The 21,210-nt window shown below is 63.5% G+C and carries 22 protein-coding genes; 13 read left to right on the forward strand and 9 right to left on the reverse strand.

Annotation, left to right across the window (positions count from 1 at the left end; translation table 11 throughout):
* Nucleotides 1–27: 27 nt before the first annotated feature.
* Nucleotides 28–693 (reverse strand): thiaminase II, encoded by a 666-nt coding sequence (gene tenA / locus E8E75_RS21230; protein ID WP_120652069.1) that lies wholly within the window; start codon nt 691–693, stop codon nt 28–30.
* A gap of 296 nt (nt 694–989) precedes the next feature.
* Between tenA and E8E75_RS21235 the strand changes: the two genes are divergently transcribed.
* Nucleotides 990–1,949: a hypothetical protein gene (locus E8E75_RS21235; RefSeq protein ID WP_120652071.1), complete on the forward strand. Its 960-nt coding sequence runs from the start codon at nt 990–992 to the stop codon at nt 1,947–1,949.
* Nucleotides 1,950–1,980: 31 nt separating this feature from the next.
* On the opposite strand, the gene E8E75_RS21240 is transcribed toward E8E75_RS21235, so the two are convergent.
* The gene (locus E8E75_RS21240) at nt 1,981–2,640 is read right to left on the reverse strand and encodes a twin-arginine translocation pathway signal protein (protein WP_120652073.1); all 660 of its coding nucleotides are present in this window, start codon (nt 2,638–2,640) and stop codon (nt 1,981–1,983) included.
* Between the two features lie 213 nt (nt 2,641–2,853).
* On the opposite strand from E8E75_RS21240, the gene E8E75_RS21245 reads away from it, so the two are divergent.
* Entirely contained in the window at nt 2,854–3,900 is a 1,047-nt protein-coding gene (locus tag E8E75_RS21245; RefSeq protein ID WP_153917844.1) for a GGDEF domain-containing protein, read from the forward strand.
* Nucleotides 3,901–4,016: 116 nt separating this feature from the next.
* Nucleotides 4,017–4,253 (forward strand): hypothetical protein, encoded by a 237-nt coding sequence (locus E8E75_RS21250; RefSeq protein ID WP_153917842.1) that lies wholly within the window; start codon nt 4,017–4,019, stop codon nt 4,251–4,253.
* Here E8E75_RS21250 and E8E75_RS21255 read toward each other — a convergent pair.
* Entirely contained in the window at nt 4,248–4,979 is a 732-nt protein-coding gene (locus E8E75_RS21255) for a hypothetical protein (protein ID WP_153917840.1), read from the reverse strand. The genes E8E75_RS21250 and E8E75_RS21255 overlap by 6 nt on opposite strands.
* A gap of 409 nt (nt 4,980–5,388) precedes the next feature.
* Here E8E75_RS21255 and E8E75_RS21260 point away from each other — a divergent pair, with 409 nt between their 5' ends.
* From E8E75_RS21260 to E8E75_RS21270, 3 genes are all read left to right on the forward strand, one after another.
* On the forward strand, nt 5,389–5,898 hold the full coding sequence (locus E8E75_RS21260) for a DUF417 family protein (RefSeq protein WP_120652080.1): 510 nt from the start codon (nt 5,389–5,391) through the stop codon (nt 5,896–5,898).
* 166 nt (nt 5,899–6,064) lie between these two features.
* Complete coding sequence (locus E8E75_RS21265; RefSeq protein ID WP_120652081.1) at nt 6,065–6,949, forward strand: LysR family transcriptional regulator; 885 nt, start codon at nt 6,065–6,067, stop codon at nt 6,947–6,949.
* 189 nt (nt 6,950–7,138) lie between these two features.
* Nucleotides 7,139–7,975, forward strand: a complete 837-nt coding sequence (locus E8E75_RS21270) for a bifunctional allantoicase/(S)-ureidoglycine aminohydrolase (RefSeq protein ID WP_120652085.1) — start codon at nt 7,139–7,141, stop codon at nt 7,973–7,975.
* A 142-nt stretch (nt 7,976–8,117) separates the two neighbouring features.
* Here the strand turns inward: E8E75_RS21270 and E8E75_RS21275 are convergent, their stop codons facing one another.
* Nucleotides 8,118–9,011, reverse strand: coding sequence for a LysR family transcriptional regulator (locus tag E8E75_RS21275; protein ID WP_120652087.1), 894 nt, complete (start codon nt 9,009–9,011; stop codon nt 8,118–8,120).
* A gap of 86 nt (nt 9,012–9,097) precedes the next feature.
* Between E8E75_RS21275 and E8E75_RS21280 the strand changes: the two genes are divergently transcribed.
* Together E8E75_RS21280 and E8E75_RS21285 are read left to right on the forward strand one after the other, a co-directional pair.
* A complete protein-coding gene (locus E8E75_RS21280; protein WP_153917838.1) occupies nt 9,098–9,880 on the forward strand; it encodes an NAD(P)H-dependent oxidoreductase in 783 nt (260 codons plus the stop codon).
* Between the two features lie 107 nt (nt 9,881–9,987).
* Nucleotides 9,988–11,370, forward strand: coding sequence for a hypothetical protein (locus E8E75_RS21285; RefSeq protein WP_153917836.1), 1,383 nt, complete (start codon nt 9,988–9,990; stop codon nt 11,368–11,370).
* A gap of 15 nt (nt 11,371–11,385) precedes the next feature.
* Here E8E75_RS21285 and E8E75_RS21290 read toward each other — a convergent pair whose 3' ends face one another.
* Nucleotides 11,386–12,237: a CAP domain-containing protein gene (locus E8E75_RS21290; protein WP_120652092.1), complete on the reverse strand. Its 852-nt coding sequence runs from the start codon at nt 12,235–12,237 to the stop codon at nt 11,386–11,388.
* A gap of 340 nt (nt 12,238–12,577) precedes the next feature.
* Nucleotides 12,578–14,338 (reverse strand): diguanylate cyclase, encoded by a 1,761-nt coding sequence (locus E8E75_RS21295; protein ID WP_153917834.1) that lies wholly within the window; start codon nt 14,336–14,338, stop codon nt 12,578–12,580.
* 195 nt (nt 14,339–14,533) lie between these two features.
* On the opposite strand from E8E75_RS21295, the gene E8E75_RS21300 reads away from it, so the two are divergent.
* Both E8E75_RS21300 and E8E75_RS21305 read left to right on the forward strand, forming a co-directional pair.
* On the forward strand, nt 14,534–15,238 hold the full coding sequence (locus E8E75_RS21300) for a YebC/PmpR family DNA-binding transcriptional regulator (RefSeq protein ID WP_120652095.1): 705 nt from the start codon (nt 14,534–14,536) through the stop codon (nt 15,236–15,238).
* Nucleotides 15,216–15,467, forward strand: coding sequence for a hypothetical protein (locus E8E75_RS21305; protein ID WP_120652097.1), 252 nt, complete (start codon nt 15,216–15,218; stop codon nt 15,465–15,467). Before E8E75_RS21300 ends, E8E75_RS21305 begins: the two co-directional genes overlap by 23 nt.
* Before the next feature lie 54 nt (nt 15,468–15,521).
* Here E8E75_RS21305 and E8E75_RS21310 read toward each other — a convergent pair whose 3' ends face one another.
* Nucleotides 15,522–16,421, reverse strand: coding sequence for a DMT family transporter (locus tag E8E75_RS21310; protein ID WP_120652099.1), 900 nt, complete (start codon nt 16,419–16,421; stop codon nt 15,522–15,524).
* Between the two features lie 130 nt (nt 16,422–16,551).
* On the opposite strand from E8E75_RS21310, the gene E8E75_RS21315 reads away from it, so the two are divergent.
* The gene (locus E8E75_RS21315; RefSeq protein WP_028630156.1) at nt 16,552–16,989 is read left to right on the forward strand and encodes an Lrp/AsnC family transcriptional regulator; all 438 of its coding nucleotides are present in this window, start codon (nt 16,552–16,554) and stop codon (nt 16,987–16,989) included.
* 97 nt (nt 16,990–17,086) lie between these two features.
* Here E8E75_RS21315 and E8E75_RS21320 read toward each other — a convergent pair whose 3' ends face one another.
* Both E8E75_RS21320 and E8E75_RS21325 read right to left on the reverse strand, forming a co-directional pair.
* The gene (locus tag E8E75_RS21320) at nt 17,087–17,935 is read right to left on the reverse strand and encodes a type 1 glutamine amidotransferase domain-containing protein (RefSeq protein ID WP_120652101.1); all 849 of its coding nucleotides are present in this window, start codon (nt 17,933–17,935) and stop codon (nt 17,087–17,089) included.
* A gap of 14 nt (nt 17,936–17,949) precedes the next feature.
* Nucleotides 17,950–18,255, reverse strand: a complete 306-nt coding sequence (locus tag E8E75_RS21325; RefSeq protein ID WP_120652103.1) for a putative quinol monooxygenase — start codon at nt 18,253–18,255, stop codon at nt 17,950–17,952.
* Nucleotides 18,256–18,350: 95 nt separating this feature from the next.
* Here E8E75_RS21325 and E8E75_RS21330 point away from each other — a divergent pair, with 95 nt between their 5' ends.
* Together E8E75_RS21330 and E8E75_RS21335 are read left to right on the forward strand one after the other, a co-directional pair.
* The gene (locus E8E75_RS21330; RefSeq protein ID WP_120652106.1) at nt 18,351–19,268 is read left to right on the forward strand and encodes a LysR substrate-binding domain-containing protein; all 918 of its coding nucleotides are present in this window, start codon (nt 18,351–18,353) and stop codon (nt 19,266–19,268) included.
* A 75-nt stretch (nt 19,269–19,343) separates the two neighbouring features.
* A complete protein-coding gene (locus tag E8E75_RS21335) occupies nt 19,344–21,191 on the forward strand; it encodes an ABC transporter ATP-binding protein/permease (RefSeq protein WP_153917832.1) in 1,848 nt (615 codons plus the stop codon).
* Nucleotides 21,192–21,210 lie beyond the last annotated feature (19 nt).

Below are 21,210 nucleotides of genomic sequence, written 5' to 3' on the forward strand. Positions count from 1 at the left end.
AAGTCGTTGGGCCTCCTGGTGCAACGGTCAGGCTTTTGCGCTCGCCAAGCCCATCTGCCAGAAGTCCGCTTCCAGGCGCGACGCAGTGGCGAACACTTCCACCAACTCCTCGAAACGCCGCTCCGTCATGCTGCGCGCCGCGAGTTCGTCGAGGTGTTTGCGTGCCGCTGCGGCCACGCCCTGATACGCCTCGCCTGCGTACTCGCCAATCCACTCGCGATAGGGATGATCACCCAGCGCCGCAACGCCATCGGGCGTCAGGTTGCGGCCGATCTCGGCATAGCCGATCACGCAGGGGGCCAGGGCCACATGAAGTTCCAGCAGGTCTCCTGCAGCACCACAATCAAGCACGAAACGGGTATACGCCACGGTCGCCTGATGCTCCGGCGCCGACTCGATGTCTTTCTGCGAGAGGCCCCACCGCGCGCACAACCGCACATGCAGGTCGGTCTCGTCGAGGATTGCCGCCAGCCCCGCCTGAGCCGCCCGAATGTCCGCCGGGGTACGGCTCTTGTATGCGGCCAGCGCCCAGGCCCGGGCGAACTGGATCAGGAACAGATAGTCCTGCACCAGATACGTCTGAAACGCAGCTTGTGGCAGTGCCCCCGCTGCCATCTGACGCACGAATGCGTGATCCACATAGCTGTTCCAGTCGGCTGTCGCGGCGGCTTTCAAACGGTCGAAGATATCCATGGTTCAACTCTCGATTTCATAAACGGCGTCAAACTACTCGAGTTCGAGCGCCACGGTACGTAATTGTGTGACAGCCCGCGACCGCTTCATCGAACCAGCACGCAGGTTGGGTGGAGCCTGCGGTACCCATCAGCCAAATCACGATGGTTTGGCTTCTACCCTAGCGGGACGCCGCCCGCGCCATCCTATGAGTGGTCCCATCCGAGTCCGCGAGCTGTGACTACACTTCCGAGTCGCGGATAGAGCGTCGGACAGCTCAGCGAGTCCGCATGGATGTCACTCAAGGAGGAGAACCCATGGAGACCCAAAGGCTCTCGGTGGCCCGCAATACCTTGCTTCGCGTCTATTCCGGGGTGGAACGCCGGATGCTGTATCTGGCGGCGGGCAATGACCTTGGCTGTTCGCTCTGGCTGTTCTGGCACAAGTGCGACGCCTTCTACCTCGTCGATCCGGAAATGGGCAAGGGCGTCAACTACGACACCCTCATCAACGAGCTTACCCAGGGAACGGCCCCCCACATGCCTGGCGTCCGTCTGGCTGTCGACGGCTATGAGGAAGGGTTTTGGGAAAATGCGTTGCCGGGTCGGCGCTACCACGTGTACGACCCGCGAACGCCCAACATCAGGAAGCGGCTCTGCTTCGTCTGTGCGGGTACGACCGACTGGCTACGCTCCACCACCTCCCGCTACAACGTAGTGCTCTGCAAGGACTACATGGGCATCACCGAGGGCCCCGACTCCAACTTCCCTTACGACGAGGTCTGGGGACGTCTGAACCACCACGGCATCTTCGGCGAAACCATTGGCGCAGACCGTTCCGGGGAGGAATCCGACTTTGCCAAGTACCGCTACCTGGGTTTCCGTTCCTTTCTGAAGGTCATCGGAGACGACGACCGGCCACTCGGCTTCGGCGCGGGTCTGGTGCTATTCCGGAAGGAGAACGACGCCAACACTGCGGCGTTTAGCAGGGGAATACGCAATCTGGAACGGGTAACCAGGCTCGCGAAGGGCATTTTCAGCCCGTTCCTCGGCGAGTGCGACTTCAGTCCCGACGCCATCAAGGACAAGGCTGGCTACGCAGGTCTGTTCGACTTGATGACCAACAAGGGGATCGGCAACTGGAACGCACTGTACGAGGATGGCCGGTTTGAAAACTGGCTCGTCGAGTTCATGGCCGGACAGGGCGTGACGATAGACCTGGATCTGCTGTTCGACATGATCGGCCCGCTCAAGATCAAGGCATGGGGCGGTTGGTGAGCCTGTCGATGGGACGTCCCCAGGTCATCAGTCACGCAAAGCCCCGCGCCAGCACGATATCGAACACGCCACGCCGCAGCTCGCCGTCCTGTTCCAGCTCGATGGTGTTGGTGAAGCGATCGTGGGCCCAGGGGTCGCCGGCAATAAAGGGGTCGCCCTTGAAGTAAAGCTGCAGGGTGACCGGTACATGGAGCGATTCCATGATCCGGAAGTGGATGTGTGCGGGCCGCATGATCCCGCCGTATTTTTCCAACCCCGGCAGGTTTGGCGGCACGGGGTAGCGACCGGGCATGACGGTCTCGATGCGGTACTTGCCCTGCGCGTCGGTATAGAGCATGCCGCGCAGTTTGAAGTTGCCCTTGTCGGTGTAGTTGCCGGGCTTCTCGGTGTCGTACAGGCCGGCACCGTTGGCCTGCCAGACCTCCACCAGCGCGTTCGGGATGGGAGTACGGCAATCGGCGCTGAACACCGTACCAGTCACCACCAGGCGCTCCCCTGGCTCCTCTGGCCCAGCCAGCTTCGATTGGAACGGCGCACCGAAGCGGTAGTAGGGGCCGAGAATATCGCCCTGGGTCACCGGGCAGCCCTGCTCGGCGAAGACAGACCTTGCCAGCAACCCGCCTCCCAGCAGCACCGCGCCGCCGCCGAGAAAATGTCGCCGCGAGATGCCTGCTGATGAATGTTTCTTCACGCCCGCCTCCTCCCGGTATGGCCCGGTCGTAGTGACGACGGCACGCCAGGGGACGAGGCGTGTACCTGAAGAGTCTAGCCATCGGCCAGTACCCCGCCAGATGAAAAAATTGCGACCCCGGGCCTGAACGGAATCACGACTGCACAGCGCCTTGCCGGGACGATACCCTTGCCACCTTGCAGCATCGCCAAAACCACAAGAAGGAACGTCTCGATGTCCAGTTCCCATCATCACAGCGATCAACACCGGCGCCTGGTGCTCAAGGCGTTGCTTTGGCTCACCCTGTTCGGTGGCGTGTGCTTCTCGGCGATCAACATCATGCGCGAGAACTGGATACTCGCCGTGCTAGAGCTCTCCTACTCCTTCATCTCGCTGTACTGCCTGCTGGTCATCAACCGCAGCGAGAATCTGCGCACGCTGACGATCATCTACCTCGTGCCGTTCTTTACCTTGATGATGGTGATCCTTTTCCAGCCGCGCACGTCCTTCTCTGTATTCGCCTGGATCCAGACCATTCCGATCATCTTCTATCTGTTGCTCGGCCTGCGCCTGGGCCTGTGGGGGTCGCTGCTGTTCATCGGCATAGGTCTGTTCGCCTTCAGCCAGCGCTTCACCTCGGACAACCAGGTGACCAACATCCTGATCCTCGCCAACCTCGGCGCGGCCGCCCTGTCAGTAACGCTGTTCTCACACATCTACGAGCGCAGCCGCCTGCGCAATGAGCAGCGCCTGACCGAGTTGGCTACCACTGACAGTCTGACCGGACTGGCCAACCGGATGAGATTGGCCGATGTATTCGAACGCGAAATCAACCGCGCCAAGCGCAATCGCACACCGCTCGCGCTGGTATTCCTGGATATCGACCACTTCAAGCTGATCAACGACCGCTATGGCCACAAGGCAGGCGACAAGGCCCTGTGCCATTTCGCCCAACTCTTGTCAGGGCGGTTGCGCAGCGGAGACCTGTTCTGTCGCCTGGGCGGCGAGGAGTTCGCCGTGCTGCTGCCCAACACCAGCGCCGAGCAAGCCGCAACCATCGCCCACAGCCTGTGCGAACGCCTGGCTGCCACGCCTTTGGAACTGGAAGGTCGGCCGCTGCCCATGACCCTCAGCGCCGGCGTTGCCAGCTTTGGCGAAGACGGCGAATTGCTCGACGAACTGATGCAGGTGGCGGACCGACGCACCTATTCCGCCAAGCGCACCGGACGCAATCGGGTCGTCACCGAAGACGGCCACGAGCAACCCCTCGCCGCCACCTGAGACACGTTGAGCAGCTCCACCCATCCTGCGATCTATGGCCGTTCGTTCCATCCCCCAAGTGTGGGGGCAGTACCCGATCTAACCTCTGGTTGTTGTCGATCCACCGGAGTGAAGCGATGAATACGAACGAAAAACCGAACCTCGACAAGCTCAGCCTGAAACCCATCGATCCATCGGAACCAACGCCGTCCGCAAGGGGCAAGGCGAAGTTCCAGATCGAAACGCGTCAAGGCGGTGATCGACGCAAGATGGGGGAGCGCCGCGAGTCCATCCGCTTCGAGGAGGACCGCCGGCAAACCAACAGACGCGGCAAGAGCAGCGACCCCTGGGACCAGAGCATCGACTTCTCATGAGTAGCGCAACTCGCTGATATCGATGGCGACCAGCAGCTGCTCTTCGATGGCCCGGTTGTTCGCATCGCGACGGTAGGCCCTTCGCTTGCCGGGCATGCGCAGCCCCTGGGCCTCGATGTAATCGTGGACGTACTGGGCGGCGGGTAATGCGCCACTCACGTCGACTTGATAGTCGTGGCGACGCAGCAGGAAGTCTTCACCGAAATAGAAGTCCTGTAGCGGGCAGTGGGTGGCGACGCCCCCAGGGAAGTGCACCCGCAAGCGCCGCCATTGCTCGCCGCCCTCATCCCAGGGCGCGACCTCTTCAACCTTCACCCCCGGAAGCGTGAAGAGAAATGGCATGGTCAGGTAATTCCACAGCGCATAGCCATTGAAGTAGGCGCGGTGAAGCGGGTCCCAGACTGTCGTTTCCCCGTGGTCCTGGAACGAAGCCCGAGGATCGAGACGCTCCGCCCGCAACTGCCCATCGGTGGTTTCAATCGCGATCCGGCTCGGCACATACGCCGTGCGCTGGTTCGGCGCACCGAACGGTATCACCGACGCTCTCTGCTCATGCAACCAGACGGTCATGCGGCGCGGCTCGCTGTCCTGGGTGAGCCCCTTCATGCCCCAGAGCAATCCACCGGTCACGATGCTGGTATCCACCCTGGTGAATTCGCGCCAGCGCTCCCGCCCGCCATGGGCCGTCAATACCCGCTCCAGCAATTCGCTGTCCTGCCCATTCATGACAATGGTCCTCTCAATACGGGGCCGATCCGCCGGTCCCATTGATGGAAAGCGAAGACCAGGGCCGGGCACTGCGCCAGGAGGTTTTGCCGGTTTGGGGCTTCCAACCAGAAGGCGGGGAAATCACGGGCGGCTTTAGACGATCTGCATCGAAATTCGTACGTTCTGTACCCAAAGGACAAGCGCCGGCGGCAACACTATCTCCACACCCCACGCAGTCCGCGAGGGATCAGGAGGAGATGACTCATCAACGGCTCGAATGTGATCGGAAACTGATGGCCCCTGGCGTGAGGGGCACGGAACAACGACTCGGTTGTTCTCACGCAGGTTGCACGTTGAACCCTCGTCCCATGGCCACTCAATCAGATTCGCCGGGACGCCCTTAGCCAAGTTACGGAAAGCCAGATCAATGAAAACTCTCGATATCACCAGCCAAGCAAACCACACCCAAACGACCAATCTTTCGCTCGGGACCTCCATCACGGCGGTCGGCATCTACGGCATCTATTTCGCACTCGCCGTCATCTACTTCTGGTTCGGTGGCATGAAGTTCACGCAATACGAAGCAGAAGGACTGGTACCACTCGTGAGCAACAGCCCGCTACTGGGCTGGCTCTATGACGTGTTCAGCGTGCGAACCTTCTCCACCCTGCTCGGGTTCCTCGAAGTGTCCATCGGCTTGCTGATTGCGGGACGCTTGCTGTCGCCAAAGCTTTCGCTGGTGGGCGGCGCCCTCTCCGCCGGATTGTTCTTCACCACGCTGAGCTTCATGTTCTCGACCCCCGGTGTGATCGAGCCCAGCGTCGGCTTCCCCGGCATCAGCGTCGCGCCTGGCCAGTTCCTCCTCAAGGACATCGGACTGCTCGCTGCCTCCATCTTCGTCGCCGGCCACTCGCTCACCAGAATCGAATCCCGCTGAGCTTGCCGGAACCAAGGCCTGGAGCACCAAGGTGCCCAGGCCTTCGCTGTTTCCCCCTAAAACCGTGCCCCATTCACCTGCCTCCGAGCACTCTGCGCGAAGTGGATTGCCCAGGCGAAGGTGAGCTGCTAAAAGCGGAATCGTCATTCAGAAAGCCGATACCGCCATGAGCGAAAGTGAAAAATCGAATAGCCGCCTGTTCGACCTCGACCTGCTGAGGGCCATCGTCACGGTGGCCGACTGCGGCAGCTTCACCACCGCTGCCGCCCGTCTGCATTCGACCCAATCCACCATCAGCCAGAAGATTCGCCGCCTGGAAGAAATGGCCGGGCATCGCTTGCTGGAACGCGGCAACCGAGATGTGCTGCCCACCGATGCCGGGGAAACCCTGCTGGGTTATGCACGGCGCCTGCTGGCTCTCAACGACGAAATGGCCGAGGCGCTGTCCGGCGCCACGGTTGCACTGACGGTGCGCATCGGCGTGCCGGACGACTTCGCCACCGGGCGTACCACCGAGCAATTGGCCGCCTTCAACCGGCGCTACCCGCAGGTGAAGCTGGAGGTCACCAGCGGTCTCAGCCGTGATCTCAGCGCCAGCTACGACCGTGGTGAGCTGGACCTGGTGCTCCTCAAGCAGCGCCAGAACAGCCGCGAGGCGGTGGCCTGCTGGCCGGAGAAAACGCGCTGGGTGGACAGCGCCAACAACCCCTGCATCGACCTCGACCCGCTGCCGATCGTCACCTTCCCGCCGCGCGGGGTATACCGCGACGAGATGATCAGCGCCCTGGAATCCGTGGGCCGGCGCTGGCACATCAGCTTCACCAGCTCGAGCCTCTCCGGCATCCAGTCGGCCATCGCCGACGGCATGGGCATCGGCCTGCTGCCACTGCGCGCGGTGACGGCAGGCCATGCCGTAGTGCCGAAGAACACTGGGTTGCCATCGGTGGATGTGTTCGAAGTCGCCCTGCTCCATCGTCCTGCGGCGGACCCGATGGTGCAGGAGCTCGCCCGCGTGCTGACTCGGGTCCTGGCCCAGGACACTCGAGGCTGAGCGGCGGCCGAATTCACATTCGAAATATGAATACGGCGGATTCCAACATTTAATTTGTGCATGAACACGCCACTGGATATCGTGGTTTTCAGCGACGGTCGCACCCTCCCCGGAGCGCACCGATCTGCACGAATTGTCACCTCGGCGCCATGCGCGCCAGGCAGCAAGACAACAATGAGGAAATGCCCCATGTCCAAATCCAGCTACTACGCGCCGCACGGCGGGCACCCGGCACAGACCGAGCTGCTTACCGATCGCGCGATGTTCACCGAAGCCTATGCCGTTATCCCCAAAGGCGTGATGCGTGACATCGTCACCAGCCACCTGCCCTTCTGGGACAACATGCGCATGTGGGTCATCGCCCGCCCGCTGTCCGGTTTCGCCGAAACCTTCTCCCAGTACATCGTCGAACTCGCCCCCAACGGCGGCAGCGACAAGCCTGAGCAGGACATCAACGCCGAAGCGGTGCTGTTCATCGTGGAAGGCGAGCTGAGCCTGACCCTGCAGGGCCAGGTCCACACCATGCAACCGGGCGGCTATGCCTTCATCCCGCCGGGTGCCGACTGGAAACTGCGCAACACTAGCGGCCAGCACACTCGCTTCCACTGGATTCGCAAGCACTACCAGAGAGTCGATGGCGTACCGCTGCCGGAAGCCTTCGTCACCAACGAGCAGGACATCGAGCCGAAGGTGATGCCGGATACCGAAGGCCGCTGGAGCACCACCCGCTTCGTCGACATGGCCGACATGCGCCATGACATGCACGTCAACATCGTCAATTTCGAGCCGGGCGGCGTGATCCCCTTCGCCGAAACCCACGTGATGGAACACGGCCTGTACGTGCTGGAAGGCAAGGCGGTGTATCGCCTGAACCAGGACTGGGTCGAAGTCGAAGCCGGCGACTTCATGTGGCTGCGCGCCTTCTGCCCGCAGGCCTGCTACTCCGGTGGCCCTGGTCGCTTCCGCTACCTGCTGTACAAGGATGTGAACCGCCACATGCGTCTGACCCTGAACCAGCCGCATTGATGATTCACCTCGACGGGAGCCCAAGGGCTCCCGTCGTCGTTTCTGCCTTCAATGAATTGCATAACTGCACTTTGTGTAGGAGCGAGCTTGCTCGCGAAAGGTCGGCTCAGAAGGTTCGCGGGCAAGCTCGCTCCTACAAGTTTCAAACCGCCTGAACGATCTGCTCCCGCAACCACTGGTGCGCCGGGTCGCGATGGGAGCGTTCGTGCCACAACATGGCCATCTCGTAGCCCGGTACTTCCAGGGGGGCCTCCACTACCTGCAGGGCGGTGCTGCCCCGCACCAGACGCTCGGGCAGCATGGCCACCAGGTCGGTGCTCTCCAGCACAGAGCGCAGGAAGAGAAAATGCGGCACCGACAGCACCACCCTCCGCTCCAGCCCATGCTCCGCCAAGGTCTCGTCGGTGATGCCATGGAAGCCGCCACCATCAGGCGAGACGATCACCTGCTCCAGGGCGCAGAACTGTTTCAACGTCGGTCGTCGCTTTAGCCCCGGATGGTCGATACGACCCGCCAGCACATAGCGTTCGGCAAACAGTGTGCGGCGTCGCAGGTTGTGCGGCGAGCCTTCGACCGTATGGAAGGCCAGGTCGATTTCCCCTTGCTCCGCCTGCCGAGCGATGCGCGTCGGCGCCATTTCCACCACGGCCAGCCGGGTACCCGGTGCCCGCGCCCGTAGCCCGGCCAGGGCCGGCAGCAAGATGGACGACTCACCGTAGTCGGTGGCCGCCACACGCCAGGTCTGCTGAGCCTCGGCCGGGTCGAAGGCAGTGGCCGGTGCCACCGCCCGTTCCAAGGACTCCAGCGCCTGCCGCAAGGGCTCGCGCAATTCCTCGGCGCGCGCCGTCGGGCGCATTCCACGTGGCCCGGGCAGCAGCAGCGGATCGTCGAAGACCTCACGCAGTTTGGCCAGATGCACGCTCACCGAAGGCTGGGAGAAGTTCAGCCGCTCCGCCGCGCGGGTCACGTTGTGCTCGGCCAGCAGCACGTCGAGGGTCACCAGCAGGTTGAGGTCCAGCCGCCTGAGATTATTCATTGCAATACCTGGAATACTGGATATTCATTTCCAATATACCTGGCAGAGCACCATCCTGCGCCCATCCCGCACTGGAGGTTTTCCCCATGAATGTCCTGATCGTATTCGCCCACCCTGAACCTCGCTCCCTCAACGGCGCCCTTCGGGATTTCGCCGTGCAACGCCTCGAAGCCGCTGGCCACCGGGTGCAGGTCAGCGACCTCTATGCAATGGGCTGGAAGGCCACGCTGGATGCCGATGATCACCTCGACTACCAGCCGGGCGTGCCGTTCTCCCCGTCCGGGGACTCCCGGCAGGCGTTCGCCAATGGCCGGCAGAGCGACGACATCGCCCGTGAGCAGGAAAAACTGCGCTGGGCCGATGCGCTGATCCTGCAGTTTCCGATGTGGTGGTTCACCATGCCGGCGATCCTCAAGGGCTGGGTCGAACGCGTCTACGCCTATGGTTTCGCCTACGGCGTGGGCGAGCACTCCGACAGCCGTTGGGGCAATCGCTATGGCGAGGGTAATCTGGCCGGCAAGCGCGCCATGCTGATCGTCACCACCGGCGGTTGGGACTCCCACTACAGTTCACGCGGGATCAACGGCCCCATTGATGACCTGCTGTTCCCCATCCAGCATGGAATCCTCCACTACCCTGGCTTTGATGTACTGCCGCCCTACCTGGTCTACCGCACCAGCCGCATGGACGAAGCCCGCTTCGCCGCCGTGCGCGAGGAACTGGGTGAGCGCCTGGACACGCTCTGGCAGACGACTCCCATCCCCTACCGCAAACAGAACGCCGGCGATTACGAAATACCCGCCCTCACCCTGCGCCCCGATCTCGCCCCGAGCCAGAGCGGTTTCGCAGCCCATCTCGGCCAGGACTGAATCGCCTCTGCAAGACTGATGAAGGGGCGCTTGCTGCGCCCTGAACTGCCCCTGTCCATCCATCGAGGCTTCCGGTAAAAACACTCGGGTAGCGTGGAGCACCCCCGATGATGGACAGGAGCGAAATAACAACAATGAAAACCACGACATCGCTACGGGCCTTCCTACCGGCCCGTGCTGCATCCGGCCTTGCCCTCTCGCTCGTGGTCAGCCTGCTGGCGGGTTGTGCGCCCCTGCCGCCCCAATCCAACTTCACGCAAGCGGTGCCTCCGGCGGACTTCAGTATCCAGTTCAACGCAGACCCCGCCGTGTGGGGCGCGTACGCCTCACTCGTGGGGCATCGCTACACGCCTCAACAGCAGGACGTACCTGGCTACGAGCTTTCCTGGAGCACGCCTGGCCAGGAAATCCGCGAGACGGCGCGAAGCTCCGCCGGCGACGTGCTGTTCAGCCGCACCGTTCGCCGCGGCGCCCGCGCGGGACAATTGATCAGCAACCTGAACGGCGTCGAATGGGAGGGCACCCTCGAAGCCGATGGTTCCGTGCTGTTTCTCGGTGTCGCGCCCTACCGCATCCGTCAGTCCCCCGATGGCGCCTATGTGCATGAGATCGTCGAAGCGAGCGCAGAGGGCAAGGTGACGAAAGTCCTGTTCTCCACGCCCTATCCGCAGGAGAACGCCCCCACGCAGTCGACTGCCCAAACGACCCCGCCGGCACCTGCCGCGCAGCAGCCCACCGCTGAACACGCTGCCCCGCCCCCGACAGCGACCAGCACAGGGCAATCGACCCCCTCCGCAGATCAAGTTCATTCAGCCCTGACCGCCGCTACAACCGCCGTCAAATCCGCGCCTTCGGTATCGGCCGAAACCCAGGCCAGTTCAGCTGTTGCCGACAGCACGGACAGCGCAGCACAAGACGTCCAGGTGGCCGCCTTGATGGCCCAGCACACAGCCATGATCCAGGAGATGGGCATCGAGGAAGAAGTGAATGCCCAGGCCGCCGAGATACTGGCCCAGGTCGAGCGAGAGAACGCCGCCAGCCCACCGGCGCCCGCAAGCACCGACGACCCGGCGCCGGCCGCGACGCCTGCTGCCCCGGCTCAGGCCAATGGCCTGCTCACTAAAACGGTCAATGGTGTGGATTACAGCGTGAGCCCCAGTCTGCCGGCCCCCATCAAGGGCACCTACGAATACGAGGGCAACGGGGAGCCGGTTGTCGAGATTCATGACGGCGATATGGCGAGTGCGTTTCAGCCCCACGGCGATCCGAAAATCCCCATCACTGCATGGATAGCCAAGGCACCCGATGGCTCGGATCTCAAAGAGGAAGGCGTAAACGGTCGCTATCAGGTGATGCTGGTCATTCAGTATGGCGCCGGCGGCGGCGGCAACTATCCGCAAGACAGTTACTCGCTGCTACCGGTGGTGGTCGCCCCCGACCTGGGCAAGGCTTTCATTCTCGGCGAGCGCATCAAGAACAGCCTGAACTGATACCCGCCTCCGCACTCACTGCGCTCCGAACATCGTCGTCCAGTAGATGCCCGCGTCACTCTTCGGGTCCACCGCGTACGCGGCGCCGAGTTCGCGGAATTGCGGGTTCATGAGATTGGCGCAGTGGCCGGGGCTGGCCAGCCAGCCGTCTACCACCTTGCTGGAGGTGTCCAGGCCGGCGGCTATGTTCTCGCCGATCAGTTGGGCGGAGTAGCCGGCCAGCTCGGCGCGGTCGCCGGGGGTACGGCCATCGCGGTCCTTGTGGTCGAAGAAGTTCTGGTTGGCCATGGCGCGGGTATGTTCCAGCGCGGCACCGGCCAGGGTGGCATTCCACGTCAGCGGCGGTGCGGCGGCGAAGGATTGGGTGCCGCATTGGCGGGCCTGGTTGCGAGCGGTGTTGATCTGCGCCAGCAGCTTCTGCCCTTCAGCCTGCCAGTCGCCCAGCCCGCCGGCCAGCAATGGCCGCGCCAGCACGATGCGCCAGTCCTGACCCTCGCGGCTCACACCGACATCGACGAACTGCGGGTCCAGCACCACCTGGCAAAAGCTTTCCTTCAAGGCCTTCATGGCCGCCGAGGCGTCACGCGGGCCGGAGAGGTTGATGGCCTGCACGTTGACCAGGGGATAAGCCGTTCGCGACAGCGCTTGCTGGAGGTCGCCAATGCTGCCGGCCGGCAGGATCAGGCGCGGGTCGGCCTTGAGCGGGGGTAGCTCCATCGACGCCTGGCCGGCACAAGGCTGTACCTGGCCGCGATAGACATTGATGGAATCGACCAGTTGCGTCTCCTCACTCGCCACCGCGGTGCTGGCCAGCGCCAGTCCCAGCGACAGCACACCAAGGCGCAGAACGGATGACATGACCTCCATGGAAACCTCCCTCAAGCTGATTGCGCTCAATGATGCGCGATTCCACCCCATCCTGTGCACTCTCCGTGGCAATTAGCGGCGCGCAGGTAAAAGAAAATCCGCCATGTGGTTACTCGTCCTGCAATGCCCTGAATAAGGGTTTGTTACTCGATGCCGCCCTCCAGTTCCCCCTTTTCAAGCAGCCGTGCGCCGGCTCCAGAGCATGAAGACTGGGCACACCGAGAATGGCGGAGCTGGGGAGATGAAATCAGGAGGTGGCATTCGACAGAAGCGCGAGCTTGCAGAGAGAGGGGACCGGCAGCTGGCCAGGATCCTGGTCGCCGCGACGGGCCCGCATCTTTCAATGGCATTCGATGCGGTTACGACCGCCCCGCTTGGCGCGATAGAGCGCCATGTCGCTGCGTGACAAGGTGGCCTCGGCGCTGACATCGGTGGGGTGGATAGTGGCAATACCAACGCTGACGGCCAGGGCCAGGCGCTCGTCGCCGTGAGGCAGCGGTGTGCGGTCCAGCTCCTGCTGGACACGTTGGGCGAAGATCATGGCTTCGCCTACGGAGGCATTGCTCAGCGCCACCGCGAACTCTTCGCCGCCCATACGCCCGGCGGCGTCAGTGCGACGCAACTGGGCACAGAGAATCGCCGAGAAGTGCCGCAGCGCGAGGTCTCCCACGGAATGGCCCCAACGATCATTGATTGACTTGAAGTGATCGAGGTCGAACATCAGGATTGCCGCGCAATAGCCGACCGAGCGCTGCACACGCGCCAGTTCGCTCTCGAGCTGCTGCATGAAATGTCGGCGATTGGAGAGCTGGGTCAGCGAATCGGTGGTAGCGAATACCTGCAGTTCGGCTTCGATCAGCTTTCGCTCGGTAATATCGGTGATAAATCCGTGCCAGAGCACGCTGCCGTCCGCCAGGGGCCTGGGCCGCGCATCACCCTGCCGCCAGGACGCGCCACAGCCCGGGAGCTGAACCCGGTATTCCAGGTGCCACGGCTTGAGGTCCCGCGCGGAAGTCTCAAGCGATCCGAGGTAAAGCGCGAGGTCGTCCGGGTGGATGATCGCGTGCAGCGCGTCCGCGCTCTGCTCCAGTTGCTCCGGCGTCAGCCCGTAGATTTCGCGAACCCCGGCGCTGACATAGGAAAAGTACGAGTGCCCATCCAGCCGTCGCCGGTACTGGAAGACCATGCCCGGAATCTCGTTGGTCAGGTCTGTCATCAACGCAGCGGTCTGCTGCATCTTTTCGGACAGTGCCCGCATGGCGGTAATGTCGGTGGTCGTGCCTACCATGCGCAGCGGTTTGCCGAACTCATCGCGCTCAACCACCTTGCCGCGACTGCACACCCACTTGTAGCTTCCGTCCCGGCAACGCAGCCGGTGTTCCACTTCGTAGGCTTCGGTACGTCGCTCGAAGTGGGCCTGAATGGTTGCCTGCACGTAAGCCAGATCGTCCGGGTGGACGCGGGTGTAGCTCTCCTCGATGCGATTGCCGACCTCGTGGTCCGCGTACCCCAGCAAGGCTTTCCAGCCGGTGGAGTAGTGGATTTCGCCGGTCACCGCATTGCGATCCCAGATTCCGGTTCCACTTCCGGCGATGGCTGGCGCCAGGCGCCGCTCGCTTTCCTGCAGACGCTCCAGCTCCCGTCGATCCGACTCCTCACGTACCAGCACCCCAGCTGCAAGTTCAGCGAGATCGCGCAGCCCCTGGTGCTGCTCGACATCCAGATCTCGGGGCTGGTCGTGCAACAGGTAGAGCACGCCGAACAGGGCGCCATCCGCCCCCGGCAAAGAGCAGGCAGCGAGAAAGCGCAGGCCGGGCAAGACTTTCACCAGGTCGTGATTGCGCAAGTGCTCGTCCCTGTGGATATCAGGCACCACGAGCAGCGCATCGGTTTGGGTGACGTGAAAAAGAGGCAGGTGGCCATCCGGCAATGGGTCGACCAGTGTCCAGCCGTCACAGGCGCAAACCTGCTGGCGGTCCCTGTTGCCAGTGGTCAGGAGGGCGGCCCTGACGCCGAAATGTCGCCTGGCCATGCGGACCAGGCCGTCGAATCGCTCATCTCTGGCGCCTTCCGGCGCGTTGGAACTGCTGGGCAACTGCATTCGGACTCCGCCTCGCAGGGGCTGCTACGCCGCCTGGCGCCTATTGGCCTGGTGATATGCAATCTAACCATAATGGCCAATTGGTGCCAGATTCTCCGCACGGTCGGGCGGGCTGACGAGTTGGCTGGCAGCCTCCCCCGTCGCCCCAGTAGAATCGCCACCCGTTTCCCCCAACGAACCAGCGAGAGAGCCGCCATGGGCGCCCAGTGGAAAGCCAAACCCAAAGAAGCCGCCGCCAACGCCCGAGGAAAGATCTTCGGCAAACTGGTGAAAGAGATCATGATCGCCGCGCGTAACGGCGCCGATCCGGACATGAACCCCAAGCTGCGTCTCGCCGTGCACCAGGCCAAGAAGGCCTCCATGCCGAAAGACACCCTGGAGCGCGCCATCAAGAAAGGCGCTGGCCTTTCCGGTGAAGTGGTCAACTACGAGCGTACCCTCTACGAAGGTTTCGCCCCGCACCGCGTGCCAGTAATCGTCGAGTGCCTGACCGATAACGTGAACCGTACCGTCGCCGAAGTGCGGGTGCTGTTCCGCAAGGGCCAACTGGGCACCTCCGGCTCGGTTGCCTGGGACTTCGACCACCTGGGCATGATCGAGGCAGAACCTGCCAGCGCCGATGCCGACGTGGAAGTGGCCGCCATCGAGGCCGGTGCCCAGGACTTCGAAGCCGCCGATGAAGGCGCCACCCTGTTCTACACCGACCCGACTGACCTGGACGCCGTGTGCAAGGCGCTGCCGGAATTCGGCTTCACCGTGCAGTCGGCCAACCTGGGCTACAAGGCGAAGAACCCGGTGAGCCTGTCCGGTGCCGAGCTGGAAGAAGTGGAAGCCTTCCTCGACGCGCTGGACAACCACGACGACGTGCAGAACGTCTATGTCGGCCTGCAAGCCAACTGATCCGGCAAGCCGCCGGCAGTTCCACGAGGAGCATGCCGGGCAGGCCCGTGACGAAGCGCTGCGTCTATTGGCGCAGCGCGACGCCATGGGCCCGCGCTGGCTCGCCTGGGTAGCCACAGAGCTGTACCACCTCAAGCCGTCGGCCTTCGCCAATATGGTGCGTCGTGAGCTGGAACGCCTGAATACGGCGGACCTCCAGTTCGGCCAGGCATCGAAAGAGCTGCATTGAGCGCATCGGCGCCCAACGAATCCGACGTTGGGCCGCGCTCCGCTTGGCGCCAGCCTACGATTGGGTTTGAACCGCCCGGCGCAGGCTGAAGCTCCAGCCCTGCTGCATCCCCAACGCCGCAACGAGAATCGCCGCCACGCCCACCCACTGCAACAGTTCGAGGTGTCGGCCGAAGGCGAACCAGTCGACGAAGATCGCCGCGATCGGATAGATGAACGACAGTGCGCCAGTCAGGGCCGTCGGCAGTTTCTGTATGGCGCCGTAGAGCAGCACATACATCACGCCGGTGTGGATCACGCCGAGTGTCAGCAGGATGGACCAGGAATCAGTGCCCTGCGGCAGGCTGGACAGATTCGCCACGGGCGCCAGCAACAGCACCCCGGTGGTGACCTGAATCAGCGCGATCAGGTGCGGTGGCACCCCGCTCAGCCGCTTGATGATCAGCGCCGCAATCGCATAGAGCAACGCCGCGCCCAGGGCCAGGGCAATGCCCGCCAGGTAATCACCGCCACTTTCGCCCTGCCCGCCGTGGGCGCTGACGATGGCCAGCATTCCCAAGAACGACACGGCAAGCCAAGCCAGCTTCTGCACGGTGATCTTCTCACCGAGGAACAGTGCTGCCAGCCCGACCAGCATGAACGGCTGGACGTTGTAGATCGCCGTGCCGATGGAGATAGACGCTCGCGAGTAGGAGGCGAAGAGCAATACCCAGTTGCCGACGATGGCCACGCCGCTGAGTACCGCAAGGAGGAAGGTGGCTCGGGTAAGGATGCCGGGGCGCAGGAAGCCCATCGCCGCGCAGATGACCAGCAAGGTCAATGCGCCGAACAGGCAGCGCCAGAACACCACATCCAGCACCGGCTGCCCGGAAAGCATCACCAACCAGCCAATGGTGCCGGAGATGAGCATGGCGGCGACCATTTCCAACGAACCGCGATGTATTGATTTGTCCATGATGGGCTCCTCTGTGTGGCGCACAGTATGACGAGCCACAACGGGCAGATTCCATGCGATAGAAAAGGCTAATTTCGCCATCTACCTTTACTATCAAGGCACTTTTATCCGTTCACCTAACGAGGCCGCCATGACCGACGACATCGACCAGTTGCTGATCTCCGCCTTGATGGAAGACTCGCGCCGTTCCCTCAAGGCCCTGGCGCAGATCAGCGGCCTTTCCTCCCCCAGCGTCGCGGAGCGACTGCGCAAGCTGGAAGAACGCGGTGTGCTCACGGGCTACACGGTGGAGGTGGACCCGAAGGCCTTTGGCTACCAGCTCCAAGCCATCGTGCGAATCCGTCCCCTGCCCGGCCAGTTGCAGGTGGTGGAACGCAAGATCCAGGACATTCCGGAGTTCACCGAGTGCGACAAGGTGACCGGCGACGACTGCTTCATCGCACGGCTGTGCGTGCGCTCCATGGAACAGCTCGACACGCTGCTGGACCGCATCAACGTCTATGCCGAAACCAGCACCGCCATCGTCAAGAAAACCCCGGTGAAGCGACGGCTGCCGCCGATGGCGTGAAACACCGCGCAGCAGGTTTTGCCGCGCGGCGCTCCATTGAGGAACGCTGCCCGGCAAGTCGGTGCCCGGCGCCAACTGGCCAGAGCGGCGTAGCGCGTTACTCGCTCTTCCGCACCCCCAGCTTTTCCACCAACGCCTTGGCCAGCGCATGGTCGGAGAACGGGTTCTGGCCGGTGATCAACTCGCGATCCACCACCACGTTGGGACTCCAGGCCGTAGCGTAGGCCATGTCGCCGCCAGCACCTGCCATCGCCTTGGCCGGGTAGAAGAGGATGCGGTCGCCGTTGAGGGAGCTTTCGAATACCTGCTCTTCCGGGTCGGCGAAGATCGTCATGCGGTAGCCCTGGTAGAGCCAGTTGCTCGCCGCCGGCTTCTCGCCACGGGCGAGGGCCGCCTGGTAGCTGGCGGGATCGTCCTGGGCCGAGAGCAACGCAATGGGCCCGTGGCAAATGGCAGCGGTGGGCTTGCCGGCCTGGTGGAAGTGACGCAATAGCGCTCCCACTTCGGGGTTGTTGGCCAGGTCGATCAGCGGCGCGTGGCCACCGGGAATCAGCAACCCGGCATAGCGGTCCAGGTCTCCGGCGAGCACTTCTTGCAGCGACAGGCTGTCGTTCATGCCTGGCAGGCCTTCGACCACATTCTGGATGCGCTTCATTTCCGCTGCGTCTCCGCCGAAGTACTGCGGATCGATGGAGCGTTTATCCACGCTCGGTGCGTTGCCCCTGGGGGTCACCAGTACCAGCGCGTAGCCCGCCTTGAGCAAGTGGTCCGCGGGTACGCCGAACTCGTTGAGGTAGAAGCCGGTGGGGTACTGCTTGCCGTCCTTGAGTGGCAACTGGTTCTCGCTGGAAAGCAGCACCAGCACCTCGCCCTTGGGCGCCGCATTGGCCGTGCCGGCCAGCATCGCGCCGGCAAGGGCCAGCGCCAGGGTGGAAACCTTGGTCATGTTGAATCTCCTGATCAGTTGAACGGTGCCAAGTCCAGCGGACGGGCGAGGCGTACCTGGGTGGGCGCGGCCAGCCAGTCGGCAGTGGCGGCGCGATACGCCTGGTAATGGGCGCTCTGGCGATGGGCTTCGACGGCAGCCTCATCGGCGTATAGCTCGAAGAGGTCGAAAGCCAGCACCTCGCCCTCGTGGATGAACAGGTCGTAACGCAGGTTGCCGGGCTCAGCCCGGGAGCGCTCGACCATCACTCGCAGGGCCCGCTCCACCGCGTCGCGGTGCTCGGGTCTGGGGCTGATGGTGGCGAAGATGCTGATGGTCATGGGGTCTCCTGGATATCAGCGCGTCAGTGGCCGCCATCCTAGGCAAGGCACTAAGATTCGATAATTCGAAAGCTTCTATTTCTGGCATCCAAAAAATGAATATCACCAAGAAGGACCTGAACCTGCTGCTGGTCTTCCACGTGCTCTACCAGGAACGCAATGCGTCGCTGGCGGCCGAGCGCATGGCCCTCAGCCAACCGGCCTTGAGTCACAAGCTGAACAAGCTGCGCCACCAGTTCGGCGACCCGCTTTTCGTCCGCGCCCCCCGCGGTCTCACGCCCACGCCCCGCGCCCATGAGCTGGCGCCCCAGGTGCAGCGCCTGGTGGGCGAGCTGGAAGCCTTCTACGAGCTCTGCGACGGACAGGACTTCCTCGGCCGCGCCGAGCGCCTCCATCTCTACAGCACGGACTATGTGGAACAGACGCTGCTGCCGAAGCTTCTGCCGAAGCTGCGCAGCCAGGCGCCGAACCTGGTTCTGGTCACCCACAACACCCGTGGCCAGCTCCCTCGCGACGAGCTGGAGAAAGGCACCTGCGACCTGGCGATTGCCGGCTTCTACACCGACCTCCCAGGCACCTTTCACCAGCAGCGCCTGCTGAGCGAGGACTTCGTGGTCCTGGCCTCCCAAGGCAACGCGCGCCTGGCCAACGGTCTGGACCTGGACGCGTTCCTCGCCTGCGAGCACCTTCTCACTACCCTTACCGGTGACCTCGATGGCCTGGTGGATCGGGCCCTGCAGGCCAGGGGACTGAGCCGCCGGGTCGCCGCCGGGCTGTCCAGCTTCATCGCACCGACCCGGCTGATTCGCGGCACCGACCTGCTGCTCACCTGCCTGCGCTCACTGGCCGAAGAAGCCGTGGATCGCGACCCCGACCTGCGCATGCACCCGCTGCCGTTGACGCTGCCACGGGTGGAGGTTATGCAGATCTGGCATGAACGGACCGACGCCGACCGGCTGCGCCGCTGGTTCCGCAAACAGGTCCAGCAGGTGGCCGATTCCATCGCGCGCTAGCCCTCGGGTGGCTTCGCGCCAGACCCGGCTCTGGAGTATCGTCGCCAGATCTTGATCACAGAAGGCAGGTGGGCGATGGCAGCCCTGGATGACAACCCGGCTCCGCAGGACGCGACCGGTAACAAGAACGACGGTTCCGCTCCCATTGCGCGCAAGGCCGGCACCCGTGGCGATGCCGCCGTGATCGCCACCTTGCTGCCCTACCTCAAGCCCTACACCGGCCGCATCGCCCTGGCGCTGGGGCTGATTTTCGCCGCCAAACTGATCAACCTCTACGTGCCGATCGCCCTCAAGCAGATCGTCGATGGGCTCAATGTCGAGCCCAGCCTCCTGGTGCTGCCGGTTGCCCTGTTGCTGGCCTATGGCGCCTCGCGCATCGGCGTCACCCTGTTCACCGAACTGCGCCAGGTGGTATTCGCCCGGGTCATGGCGCGGGCCTCGCGGCAGATCACCCTCAAGGTGTTCCAGCACCTCCACGGGCTGAGCCTGAAGTTCCACCTGGGCCGGCGCACCGGCGGCGTCGCCCGTGACGTCGAGCGTGGCGGGAGTGCCATCTCCGACCTGCTGGACTGGACGCTGTACACCATTGTCCCGACCCTGCTCGAAGTGCTGCTGGTCACTGCAGTGCTGGTCTGGGCGTACGACTGGGGCTTCGCCTTCATCACCCTCGCCACCCTGGTTGCCTATGGCATCTGGACGTTCGCCATCACCGAATGGCGCACCCGCTACTACCGCGCAGCGGTGGAGGCGGACACCCGCGCCAATGAGCGCGCGGTGGATTCGCTGCTCAACTACGAGACGGTGAAGTACTTCAACAACGAAGCCCACGAGTCGACACGCTACGACGAGAACCTGCGCCACCTGGAGAACGCCAAGGTCAAGGCCACCAAGTCCCTGGCGCTGCTCAACCTGGGCCAGACCTCCATCGTCGCCATGGGTGTCACGGCCATGATGTGGCGTGCCGCCGCGGGCGTCGTGGCCGGCGAACTCACCATCGGCGACCTGGTGCTGGTGAACACCTACCTGCTGCAGCTGTCCGCCCCGTTGTTCATGCTCGGCATGATGTACCGCGAGGTGAAGCAGGCGCTGACCAACATGGAGCGGCTGTTCGGTCTGCTGGACGAGCGCCAGGACGTGCAGGACGCGCCGGGCGCCACCCCGCTGCAAACCACCCAGCCACGGGTGCGCTTCGAGAACGTGCACTTCGGCTATGACCCGCGCCGGGAGATACTCCACGGCGTGGACTTCGAGATTCCCCCCGGTGGCACCGTGGCAGTGGTCGGCCATTCAGGGTCTGGCAAGTCCACCCTCGCCCGGCTGCTCTACCGCTTCTACGACATCGATGCCGGGCACATCCGCATCGACGGCCACGACCTGCGCGAACTGACCCAGGGCTCGGTGCGCAGCGCCATCGGCATCGTTCCCCAGGACACCGTGCTGTTCAACGACAGCATCTACTACAACATCAGCTACGGCCGCCCCGGCGCCAGCCGCGAGGAGGTGGAGGCCGCCGCCCGCGCCGCGCATATCCACGACTTCATCCTGCGCCTGCCCGATGGCTACGAGACCCCCGTGGGTGAGCGCGGCCTCAAGCTCTCCGGCGGCGAAAAGCAACGTGTGGCCATCGCCCGCGCCCTGCTGAAGAACCCCGCCATCCTGATCTTCGACGAGGCCACCTCGGCACTGGACTCCAAGTCGGAAAAGGCCATCCAGACCGCCCTGGACCGCATCCAGGTCGGCCGCACCACGCTGGTCATCGCCCACCGTCTGTCCACGGTGATGGATGCCGACCAGATTCTCGTGATCGACGCCGGCCGCGTGCTAGAAAAAGGCACTCACCGCGAGCTGCTGGAAGCCGGCGGCACCTATGCGCAGATGTGGATGTTGCAGCAGCAGGAGCCGGAGGTGAGCCCCACCCCATAGAGGCAGCATTTGTAGGAGC

This window comes from Pseudomonas sp. BN606, from assembly GCF_029873115.1.
GTDB lineage: Bacteria > Pseudomonadota > Gammaproteobacteria > Pseudomonadales > Pseudomonadaceae > Metapseudomonas.